Origin of the sequence: Coleofasciculus sp. A1-SPW-01, from assembly GCF_040217205.1 — a bacterium.
In the GTDB taxonomy this organism is placed as follows: Bacteria; Cyanobacteriota; Cyanobacteriia; order Cyanobacteriales; family Coleofasciculaceae; genus Coleofasciculus; species Coleofasciculus chthonoplastes_A.
Map to the genome: position 1 here is coordinate 88,138 of NZ_JAVJNP010000128.1, position 12,036 is coordinate 100,173.

General features: G+C 45.3%; 8 protein-coding genes. 4 read left to right on the forward strand and 4 right to left on the reverse strand.

Annotation, left to right across the window (positions count from 1 at the left end):
- Positions 1–225: 225 nt before the first annotated feature.
- Positions 226–1,401, reverse strand: coding sequence for a glycosyltransferase family 61 protein (locus tag RH949_RS19750; protein WP_446355539.1), 1,176 nt, complete (start codon positions 1,399–1,401; stop codon positions 226–228).
- Positions 1,402–1,738: 337 nt separating this feature from the next.
- On the opposite strand from RH949_RS19750, the gene RH949_RS19755 reads away from it, so the two are divergent.
- The 4 genes from RH949_RS19755 (at position 1,739) to RH949_RS19770 (ending at position 6,566) form a co-directional block, all read left to right on the forward strand.
- Complete coding sequence (locus RH949_RS19755) at positions 1,739–2,743, forward strand: glycosyltransferase family 2 protein (protein ID WP_446355628.1); 1,005 nt, start codon at positions 1,739–1,741, stop codon at positions 2,741–2,743.
- Between the two features lie 195 nt (positions 2,744–2,938).
- On the forward strand, positions 2,939–4,063 hold the full coding sequence (locus RH949_RS19760) for a Gfo/Idh/MocA family protein (RefSeq protein WP_446355541.1): 1,125 nt from the start codon (positions 2,939–2,941) through the stop codon (positions 4,061–4,063).
- A gap of 221 nt (positions 4,064–4,284) precedes the next feature.
- Positions 4,285–5,331, forward strand: a complete 1,047-nt coding sequence (locus RH949_RS19765) for an NAD-dependent epimerase/dehydratase family protein (RefSeq protein WP_446355543.1) — start codon at positions 4,285–4,287, stop codon at positions 5,329–5,331.
- On the forward strand, positions 5,331–6,566 hold the full coding sequence (locus RH949_RS19770) for a glycosyltransferase family 4 protein (RefSeq protein ID WP_446355545.1): 1,236 nt from the start codon (positions 5,331–5,333) through the stop codon (positions 6,564–6,566). Before RH949_RS19765 ends, RH949_RS19770 begins: the two co-directional genes overlap by 1 nt.
- An 828-nt stretch (positions 6,567–7,394) precedes the next feature.
- Here RH949_RS19770 and RH949_RS19775 read toward each other — a convergent pair.
- The 3 genes from RH949_RS19775 to RH949_RS19785 form a co-directional block, all read right to left on the reverse strand.
- Complete coding sequence (locus RH949_RS19775; protein WP_446355547.1) at positions 7,395–9,752, reverse strand: GumC family protein; 2,358 nt, start codon at positions 9,750–9,752, stop codon at positions 7,395–7,397.
- 207 nt (positions 9,753–9,959) lie between these two features.
- A complete protein-coding gene (locus tag RH949_RS19780; protein WP_446355630.1) occupies positions 9,960–10,751 on the reverse strand; it encodes a WecB/TagA/CpsF family glycosyltransferase in 792 nt (263 codons plus the stop codon).
- Between the two features lie 295 nt (positions 10,752–11,046).
- Complete coding sequence (locus RH949_RS19785; protein ID WP_446355549.1) at positions 11,047–12,009, reverse strand: peptidoglycan-binding domain-containing protein; 963 nt, start codon at positions 12,007–12,009, stop codon at positions 11,047–11,049.
- Positions 12,010–12,036: the final 27 nt, after the last annotated feature.

The following is a 12,036-nucleotide window of genomic DNA, read 5'->3' on the forward strand; positions in this document are numbered from 1 at the left end:
AAGCCACTTACTGGGGGATGGATCTTGTCAACGTAAAGACTGATCAACTAATACCCTAGACTAGGAATAAATGTCAACTCTTCCAACTCTTGAATCTATTTCTCTATCTCTTCCTTGTTCATGTCGTATTTATTGCTCAACAAACCCCTTTCTATTTTAGATTTTTTTGTGATGATGTTTTTACATTTCAAATAAAAACGCTATAGCTAGCTATATTGGATGTACCTATATATTCGTTATCGCCCTTTCTACCAATTCTCTCAACATATTAACATCAACATACTGTCCTGCACCATCCTTTTTGCAAACTAAGAAACCATATTTTAGTTTTCTGATTCTAGCTATTTGATAAAATGCCGGAGTGAACACACCTTCTTCTTGAAAAAATTCAATAAAAACTGATTCAGAAGGCGTAAAGACTAGATTACTAAACCCAGCACCATGACTCCCGATCACGATTTCCGCTGCTTGAAAAATTTGAATTTTTTCTGCCAAGGAATAATTGCTAAGACATACTGTATCAAACCCAAACTCTGCAAGAACCTCTTCCACCTCGGACTCATTTGATACATAGCGGTCTACAGCGTCGCGACGAGATACATAAATCCGCTTTTTCTGGCTCACTCCAGTTGCTGTTAACAACTTCTTTCTTAACCATTCAATGGCAACGGGAGAGGGATTGCAAGGAGGAGACAATAGCGTGGGTATCTGTAGTTTATCAAAGCGATAGACTCCATCATCTAGAAAAACAGTTTGCTCTAAAAAACCAGCCCTCTTTAAACTATCATGTATGAAGTTAGGCGTTCTATTCTTGGGCATAATTATAGGTAAATCTTTAAAATTATCATCATCTTCTATCATTTTTAATCTCGGCAGCATTTCTACCAGCCAGTGGTAGTAGTTATTGTGATAGGGCATTGCTAAAAGAATACCGTCTGCCATCTTTTCCTTTTTTAGGAACGGTATTGTTTCTAGCGCAACTAAATATCTCGGTTCACTCAAGCATTTTGTATTTTCTCGTAAAGCCTCTATAAATACTTTCCCCTGCCATCGATGAATAGGATAAGGGAATGATACATGAACACCTGAAGCTGATATAATCGCACCAGAATAAGTCCTTCGAGAGGTTTTGTAGTATTGTAGATAATTTTCTTGCCAGTCTTCTTTGATATAAAAATCAGGTTTTTCTAGGTGAGGAGTTACATAATTATATAATTCATGAAAACCCTGAAAAGTTTCAGAAATAGGAATTGATGACGCCCGACACAGCCTAGTAAAGGGCTTGTTTTCTGTAACTCCTGATTGACGTATCGTTTTAGTAATAAAATTATTCAGGTTTTGTTTGGCTAATTTAGGATTAATTAGTTTAGTTTTAAATATAGGTGACGAAAATAAACTCATAATTTGTTTTTTTTTAAGGAATCTTTCGGATTCATGAAATTATACAAGATAGGCGAAATATCCCGTTAGAAATGGATCATATAGTTAGATTCTTTTGGAACTCGTCTAGAAGCTTCAGGTAATTTTGTCATAAACTATACATAGTTAACCGAATTAGCCAAACAGATGAGTATCTAAAGAAAAACCACTAAGTTGATGAACAAAACAGACATGATCCATATACGAGTAGTCACCATTAGAATAAATGAAGGACAACGAGTGATTTGCTGTCTCAAATCCGCGATCGCACTCTTTCCTAACAGTATAGTACCCTAGGTTCATGATTGAATCCACAGATATGACCCCCATTGGAGTAGTCACTATTGGCAGAAATGAAGGAGAACGACTAATTCGCTGCCTCAAATCCGCGATCGCACTCTTTCCCCAGGATACACCCATTATATACGTGGACTCTGGTTCCACGGATGGCAGCGTAGAAGCGGCTGAATCTCTGGGTGTTCAGGTAATCAACCTGGATATGTCACGCCCCTTTACCATGGCGCGGGGACGTAACACAGGCTTTAGATATCTAGTCGAACAGTTCCCCGATATCAAATACGTCCAGTTTATCGATGGCGACTGCGAACTCATCCCTGGCTGGATTGAACAAGCCAGGGAAACCCTGGATAATGATGATAAATTAGCGATCGCCTGTGGACGACGGCGGGAACGCTTCCCGGATGCCTCAATCTATAACCGCCTCGCGGATATGGAGTGGAACACGCCTGTAGGTGAAGCTAAAGCCTGTGGTGGGGATGCCTTAATCCGCGTTGATGCTATTCGAGAAGTAAACGGCTACAACGAAACCCTCATTGGTGGGGAAGAACCGGAAATGTGTATCCGCCTGCGTCAACGGGGCTGGAAAATCGCCCGTATTGATGCCGATATGACGTATCATGATGCGGCAATGCTCAAATTTAGCCAATGGTGGAAGCGTTCTATCCGTGGCGGTTGGGCAGTCGCAGAAGGAGCAGCGATGCACGGCGAACCCCCAGAACAGTATATGATTCGGGAAAATCTCAGTGGTTGGATATGGGGGCTATTTCTCCCTCTGTTGGCGTTGGGACTTGCCTGGTTCACCTCGGGGCTGAGTCTACTCTTATTTATAGGGTATCTAGTGTTAGTCTGGCGCATCTATTTATATCGCCGTAGCCACTTTGATGATCGACCGTCCCACGCTTGGTTGTATGCTATTTTCTGTGTCGTGTTTAAATTTCCCCAGGTTATCGGACAAATCAAATACTGGTTGACACGATGGCGGGGTCAGCAAGCAACATTGATTGAATATAAAACACCCGCCTAGTTAGGATAGCACTGAAATAAGCTGCTTGGGATCGCAAAAACTCCCCGTTATAACCCAGTCCGCGCAGGCGGACTTCGTTTGTGTAGCAGCGATTTCAATCGCCTCCTCTTGCTGCTGCGATCGCGTCCGCCCCTACAATTGATTTATGAGTTCTTGTGGCTGCTAACTAGGCTTTAGGCATTGAGGAGATAGTTAATGCGAATCGCGATTGTGGGATGTGGCTTTGTCGCCGATTATTATATGAAAACCCTTCCCGGTCATCCTGAACTGGAACTGGTGGGGGTGATGGATCGGGATCAAGATCGGGCTTCCCGATTTTCAGCTTACCATTCCGTGCCGACCTACCCTACCCTCGATGAACTGCTTCAGGATAGTCATGTTGAGTTGGTGGTTAATCTCACCAACCCCAGCAGCCACTTTGCCGTATCAAAAGCTTGTTTAGAGGCGGGGAAGCACGTCTATTCAGAAAAGCCTCTGGCAATGGAATTGTCGCAAGCCGAGGAACTGGTAGAGTTAGCTGAGAAACAAGGCTTGTATATCTCCTCCGCACCCTGTAACCTCCTGGGAGAAACCGCCCAAACGATTTGGAAAGCCCTGCGAGAAAAGGCGATCGGACGGGTACGATTAGTGTATGCGGAAATCGACGATGGACTGGTTCACAAGATGCCTTACAAAAAATGGTCGAGTGAATCAGGTATCCCTTGGCCCTATAAAGATGAGTTTGAGGTGGGTTGTACGCTAGAACATGCAGGTTATTATGTCACCTGGTTAGTCGCCTTTTTTGGTCCGGCGCAAACCGTTACAGCGTTCTCATCTTGCTTAATTCCGGATAAAGAAACAGATGTCCTCTTAGCGGAGGAAGCACCGGATTTTTCGGTGGCTTGTATCAAGTTTGCCTCAGGGGTGGTCGCTCGGTTAACCTGTGGTATTGTTGCCCCTCATGACCACACCTTGGAGATAGTCGGGGATGACGGGATACTGTACACGAAGGATTGTTGGTATTATAGATCTCCGGTTTATATTAAACGGCGAATCACCATCAGGCGGAAAATGTTCATCAGCCCTTGGAAGCGAAAGTATCCCCTTGTCGGGAAAGCCACTCGATATCGCTATCGGGGTTCCCAGCAAATGGACTTTTTTCGCGGTGTAGCTGAACTCGCTGCTGCTATCAGAGAAAAACGCCCCTGTCGCCTATCGGCTCAATTTTCGCTGCATGTGAATGAAATTGTCTTAGCGATTCATAATGCTCTAGATACAGGTTCTCCTTATACGATTTCATCCTCCTTTACACCGATAGCGCCGATGCCTTGGGCGAAATAAACGGCGATGCATCAGCAGGTAAGTTTTGAGGGGAAGAGTGGGAGATTGTGTAGGGGCGGGTTTCACAACTACCTTTTCGATTGGACAACAGATGTGACTAAACCCGCCCTGGTTTAATTGGATTAAGCTAGTGAAAATTCCAGTGGAAAATTAAGGCTAAAGCCCTGACTACGAACTAGGCTAAAGCCCCTACTACGAACGGAACGAATCAACAGCAACCTATGAAGTTACTTGTCACCGGCGCATCCGGTTTTCTGGGACAATATGTCGTGGCACAAGCCCTACGACAGGGACATCACGTCCGTGCTTTGGTGCGACCTAGCAGCACCCAAAATTCTCTACCTTGGTCGAATCACCCAGCCCTAGAGTTAGTTGGTGTCGATTTACGCCAAATGCAGGGACTGGTTGAAGTCTTAGACACGATAGATGCAGTTATTCATCTGGCGGCGGTGAAGGCTGGGGATTTCCAGAGTCAGTTGGAGGGGACGGTATCAACGACTGAGAACTTACTCGAAGCCATGGTGAAAGCGAATCGGCGGCGTCTGATTGGGATTAGTACGTTCTCGGTTTTCGACTACTTACATATCCACTCCGGTGACATAATTGATGAAGAGTCTCCCATTGAATCGAATCCATCCCAGCGAGATGGTTATGCTCAGACAAAGTTGATGCAAGAACAACTATACCGCGATTTTGCCCAGAACCAGGGTGGACAGGTGACGATTCTCCGTCCCGGTATGGTTTATGGACGGGATAATCTCTGGAATGCCCATCTCGGCGCTCAACTGGGCGACAACCTCTGGCTTCGGATTGGTAATCATGCCACAATCCCCTTGACGTATGTAGAAAACTGTGCTGAAGCGATTGTCGCGGCTGCCCAGTCTGATCAGGTCATCGGTGAAACGATTAATATTGTGGATGATGATTTACCTAGCCAGCAAACTTATGCCCATCAGTTAATGAAACGCATGGATTTTCCGCCCCGAACCATCCCGATAAACTGGACCGTGATGCAGCTAGTTGCCAACACCGCATGGGCGATTAACAGCTATCTTCTCAACGGAAAAGCCAAACTTCCTGGTATCTTAGTCCCCGCCAAACTCCAAGCTCGGTTTAAACCGTTACGCTATAGTAATACTCGCGCCAAACACCAGTTAAACTGGACACCGAGATACTCCCTAGATACCGCCCTTGACCGCAGTTGTAGCCCAATGGAATTACGAACTGTGCCGCATCAGACACCCCCAGTGATTGAGGAGTTAAATTGATGCGAATTGCTTATTTAACGGGAATGTATCCTAGAGCAACGGATACATTTATTCAACGTGAAGTCGCTGGCTTGCGGCAAAAAGGGTTAGAGGTCTACACCTTCTCGGTTCGCCGCCCTGGTGATGAACATATCGCTGGTCCAGAACAAAAGACTGAACGGGAACAAACGTTCTATATTCTACCGCCTAATCCGATCACATTGGTGTTGTCGCACCTAATTCTCCTATTTACCTCACCGGGACGTTATTGGAAAGCCCTAGCCTTGGCATGGTCTACCAACCAACCTGGGTTGCGGGGTACACTCTATCAGTTATTTTACTTTGCCGAAGCCGGTCTGCTGGCGCAACAGATTCGGGCGAAACAAATTCAACACCTGCATAACCACATTGCTGATTCCTGCTGCACTGTAGCCATGCTAGCGGCGGAACTCGGGGGCTTTACGTTCAGCTTCACGATGCATGGACCCTACATCTTTTTTGAACCCTACCGTTGGCGGATTGATGAGAAAATCAAGCGATCGCTCTTTGTAATCTGTATCAGTCATTTCTGCCGCAGTCAAGGGATGCTGTTTGCCCCTACCGACACCTGGAATCGCCTGCACATTGTCCACTGTGGGGTTGATCCCGCTTTATTTAATCTAGTTTCCCATAACCAACCTGGTAAACGACTGTTATATGTGGGGCGACTCTCCGCCGCTAAAGGTTTACCCATCCTCCTCGAAAGTCTGGCGATGTTAAAATCCTCCCACCCTGAGATTATCTTAACCGTTGTCGGTGATGGTGAAGACCGGGCGGAATTAGAACAGATGACAGCACGGCTAGAATTGAATGATCATGTAAAATTTGTGGGTTATAAGTCTCAAGCTGAAGTCAGGGAGTATATGCAGGAAACCGATGTATTCGTCCTTCCCAGCTTTGCTGAAGGTGTCCCCGTTTCCCTGATGGAAGCCATGGCGGCGGGTGTCCCTGTCGTCACCACCCAAATCGCAGGGGTAAGTGAATTGGTGGAGAATGGAGTGAGTGGCTATCTTATACCCCCAGGAGATGCTACCACCCTAGCCGAGCGAATTAAAACATTGCTCACTGAACCTCAGCTACGCACTCAATTCGGTATCGCCGGAAGAGAAAAGGTGGAAAAAGAATTTAACCTGAATCATGAAGTCGCCCGCTTGTATCAGGTGATGACCGCTGCCCTTGATGGTAAACTAGAATCTATCCGTCCCCAGGCTAGTTGAAGGTTGGGCGGGTTTTGCTGTTCATTTATCGGTAAATAGCTGAATTTAATCCCTAAACCCGCCCCTACTAATGATTAATAACGAATAAAATTACAGCAGATTTCAGGTTGATGAGGTACAGTCTTTTAAGCAAGATACCCGACTTCTTCAAGAAGTCGGGTATCTGTCTATGTACCTCACTTAGTTGAAAAGCGCTGTATATCAGCTTCTGATGCTTGCCTAGAATCACCAACCTATAAAAATAAAGGTTTAAATCATTTTTATTAACAAGATTTAATCCGAAATAATATAACCTATTGTAGGGGCGACCCGCTGCATCAATCAACAACACCCATCCTCTCAATTTTATCGGGTCGCCCTTTACCAAATTGGGTTGGGTTGTCTTATCCTGAAGCCGGGCGGGCGCAAGTTGTTCATTGATTGGTGACGCCTTCAATTTAATCCCTAAACCCGCCCCTACCAATGATTGATGACGAATAAAATTATATCAGCTTCTGATGCTTGCCTAGAATCACCAACCTATAAAAATAAAGGTTTAAATCATTTTTATTAACAAGATTTAATCCGAAATAATATAGCCTATTGTAGGGGCGACCCGCTGCATAAATCAACAACACCCATCCTCTCAATTTTATCGGGTCGCCCTTTACCAAATTGGGTTGGGTTGTCTTATCCTGAAGCCGGGCAGGTTTTATTGTTCATTTATCGGTGGGAAAGGGCGGGTTTTGTTGTTCCGTGAACGGTGAATATCCGAATTTAGTCCCTAAACCCGCCCCTACAGATTCCCTAAACCCTAAACGTTCCACCGGAGGAGTCTCTACAACACAATCACGAGACGGAAACCGGGGTTTGCTCCCAACTATTATCCTGGGGCGCGGGTGGTAACCCCATAAAACCTGAGCGTTTGATATGATTGGCGATAATCCCTAGAGTGGGCAAGCCAAAGGCATCTAACTGGGTGATGGTTTGCTTAACTAACGAATTCTTGGTTTTCTTAATTGCCGTCACCAGCAACAACCCATCCGTGTGCCTTGCCAAATAACTGATATCCATACAACTGGGAAACTCTGGCGTATCATATACCACCAAATCAAACTTAGTCTTAAACTCCGCCATCAGCTCCTGCATTTGCGCTGAGGCAAACCGCCGCGTCAAATGGGGACGCGGTTGACCTGCGGTTAGTACAAACAGATTATCAGAAATCGGCGATCGCTCGATAAAATCATGGGGCATCAAATTATCAGCCAGTAAGTCACTCAACCCTTTGACATTAGGTAAATTTAACTGCTGATGTATCTGAGGATGGATCAAATTCGCATCCACCAACAGCACCCGTTGACCCATTTGGGCTGCGGTTTGGGCTAAGTGTAACGCCACCGTGGATTTCCCATCCCCCAACGCCGCTGAGGTAACACTCAGGGAACGAATCGGACGGTCAGAGAACAGAAACCGGATACTGGTATAAATAGAATCAAAAGCTTCTAGAAAAGTAGCATTCTGATAACTCTGAGTTCCTGTGTCTTCGATATCCTGCTGCGAATGCGAATTTTGATAGGCAGGAACTTCACCCAACACTGGCAAATCTGTCGCATCTTTGAGGTCTTCTGTGCTATAAAAAATATCTCGGATTTTTTCCTGGATAATCCCTAACCCTAGACCCAAGACTACTCCCCCCATCACACCCATCAATAGCATTTTTTGAGAAGATTCAGCCATATTCATCGGATTCCCATATTGATCACGCAGGATTTGCGGTTCCGATAGAATTTCCCACGGCAGTTTATTTCCTGCTTCCTCAACCTGGAATGTTTCCCGCTGAGTTAAAAGTTTATTGAGCGTCTGTGTCGCTACTTCCAACTGCCGCTGGAGTTCGGTATACTGACGGATAACCTCAGGCATTTGCTGAGCTTGTTGCGCGAATGTCGCTCTCGTCTGGGCTAACTGCTGGCTGCGTTCTTCTAACAGTTGAATCTGGTTCGTCGCTTCCACCAGTTGCTGAATCAGCCCCATGCGAACGGAATTCTGAAATGTCATCACATCCGAATTATTGGTGGTAGTTTTGAGGTTTTCGCCAATAATCCGTTGAGCTTCTTGATTCAGCAGCGCTTGTAAATTCTGCCGCTGTTCCTCTAGGGCTTGCATCCTAGGATTATCCGGGGCAAAGCGGGCAGATTCAATTGCAATTTGACTCTCAACTTCCTGAATTTTCCCCAACAACCCTTGATAACGCGGATCTTGGCTTAAGGCGGATGAAGCGATAGCTTCCTCTGGAGATAATCCTAATTGTTGCCGCAAGTTAGTTGAGAGGGTTCTTAACTCCCGTAGCTCTTGTTGGGTGGCTCGCTGTTGATTTTCAAGATCCCGGACTTGACCGAGTAATTCTGCCCCTTTAGATTGAGGCTCAATCAGGTCATAGCGCTCCTGAATACTCTGAATCTGTTTCTGATAGTTATTGACGCGCTCCTGCAATTTCGGCAGTTGCTCATCGATAAATTTAACCCCTTCACTAATACTGCTTTGGCGTTCATCCAGACTATACTTTAAATATTTCTGAGCGGTTTCCTCTAAAACCAACTCTACTAAGTTTGGATCAGTTCCTTGATAATTCACTGCCAGAATCTTAGTTTCAGAACCTCTGCCTTTTCCGACACTAACTTGTTCAATAGTTAACCCTTTGCTTAAAGCACCGACACTAAACCTAACAGGATATTGCGCTTCAATTTCCTCCACCACTGGCTTGAGGACACCCACTCCCTTTAATATTTCAATCTGAGTGGGGTAATCCAAGCGAAACATTTGCTCACTCGGCACCCCACTGGTGCGAGCCAGGGAGCTAGGGTCACTTGCTCGTTCTTCATTGGTTACGGGTTCCACTAATAGACGAAATCCCCCGGCATAAATTGGGGGTTCCTTAGAACTCACATACCAAGCGGCTGCAGTCGTTAGGGTGGTCAAGCCTACAATCAGCCAAGCTTTCCGCTTCGCGGTTCGCAACAAGGGACGCAAATTCAATCCACGTTGAGGAGTCGCTGTCACCTCATCAGTCAAATCCGCAGACAATGGCAGATCATGTCTATCGCCTTTACCGTTTGATGAAAGTGGAGAATCCCGTTCTATGTCCATGTTGACCTCTGTCACGTTGACTGTACTGCACCCAAACCCTTCTTTTGCAACAGTTCCTGGCATGTCTATTATGCCAGACCATTTAGCCAACTGTCTCTATCCTTAGGTGTTCCGCACAAGACTTTTCCAGAATTGGCTAGTCTGCTTCATCTATTTTAAATGAAACCCCGGATGACCATCAATAAAGGTTTGATAAAGAGACGCGCCATGGCGCGTCTCTACAAACCTTAGCCATGGCGCGTCTCTCTTCATAATGGATGAATCTATCTTCTAAAAAGGAGCTTTATAGAGCTTTAATTTCTGTTTCAATATCAGCCACAAGAAACCGACATCATCAACAAAATATCGTTTCCATAATCGCCTCGGTTCAACTGAAAAACGATAAAACCATTCTAAGCCAATGTCACTGAGAAACTTTGGCGCTCTTTTGACGTTTCCAGCTTCAAAATCGATCGTCGCACCGATTCCCATAATTATTTTAATATTGGGATTAAATTTGTGCTTATATTTACTGATAAATAATTCTTGTTTTGGTGCCCCGACTCCTACACCCAACACTGTAGCGTTTGACTCGTTAATCAGTTGCACAATTTTGTGACATTCTTGTTCATCGTTTTCAAATCCCCATGGGGGTGAATATTCGCCTACGACAATTTTCCGACCGATTCTAGCGTTGATTCTCTCTTGAGCCTTCTTAGCTACGCCCGGAGCAGCTCCCAATAAAAATACACGAATATCAGGATTGTCTCTGTGATAATGGCAAAAAGCAGGAAAGACATCTGAGCCCGCTAGTTTTTCTTTGAAGGGAGTTCCCAAAAACTTAGAGGCGTAAACTAGAATCTGACTATCACATATTACGTAATCAGCCGCTTTATAAGCCTGTAGAAGCTGCCGATTGCTTTGTAATTGCATGAGGTGATCGACGTTAGGGGTAAATACAATACCCTGCTTTAATTTCTTTAAAAACTCATCTTTATAAAAGTTATCAATATACAAGTTAAGTATTTTAACTTTTTGGCGCACCGAAAGACCGTTATCTTCACTAGCTAGCGGTATCGGCATAACCTCGGGTTCCGGTGTAATCTGGTTATCCTGTTGGTCTTTCATTGAGCGTGGAACTGATGATGAGTTCATAGTAGAGACAACCCCACTGATACTAATTTTAGCTTATACTCAAATTAAATGGCTGTTGATTCAATTTAAAGAGTCTTGGCAGAAACTTAAATCTGTCAGCCGACTGATATTCAGAGGGTTAGCTGGTGTTAGCTGATAACATGTAAATAATACTCTACAGGTCTTTCCCTTTGCCCAGAATGAAAGATTTATGGATGCCTCAACCATATATCTGGTGTTAATCTTAGCGGAAATACGCTACCCGTGCATCTAAGCCCTGCGATCGCAGTCGATGGGAAATCGCTTCAGCACCGTCACGATCCACAAAGGAGCCAGCATTGACAAATTTGCCTCGTCCAGAGTCAGCAGTAAACGCCCCCGACACATATTGTTGCACTCGGGTGAGTGTATCTCCGTTGTAAATGGGGACAACAACCACATAACGATTTTGCTCAAGTGTCGGGATTAACCCCAACGCCTGAAGCGTGTCTTGATTGGCTACGCCATCGGGAAATAGGTTATTTGCTCTCTGAAACTGCTCAACGGCGTTTTGAGTTTGGAACCCATAAATGCCATCAACTCGACCGGGATCAAAACCTGCCTGTCTTAACTTTAGCTGAAGTTCAAATACCTCTTGACCGCGATCGCCAGGACGCAATTCCCTAAACCTAGACGGTTGAGTCTCAATGGAAGGCGGTGTCACTTGTCCTCTGGTAGGAGATAAAATGTTGCCGATAGTCGGAGGAGGTGGCAAAGTGCCAATCGTTGTACTGGGGGGAGGTAAAGTGCTGGAGGCAAAGGTCGAATCGAAGGGAGAAATACGGGTAAAGTTATCGAACAACACAGATTGGGTACGTTGACCGACAATTCCATCTGGAATCAGTCCCTGACTGCGCTGGAATTGCTGGACAGCCTCTGTGGTGATTGGACCAAAATAACCAGTGGGTTGCTGATCAAAATAGCCTAATTCCCGCAAACGCTGTTGAATCTCAATGACTTGAGAGCCACGACTTCCTGGCTGTAGTGTTTGGGCAACAGCTTTGTCTGCAAGTCCTAAGCTGCTGAGAATGATGGCGAATAATAGCCAGTGGAATGGTACGGGAGAAGGCGTGTTCAATCGCCACTCATCCCGATTGACACTTTCTAAACCCACCTCGGCTGGGTTTTCCGATGCCCAGATAAGATGGCTATAGGCAAGGGTTTCCATAGGTCTCTCAGATAACTTTTATTGCTA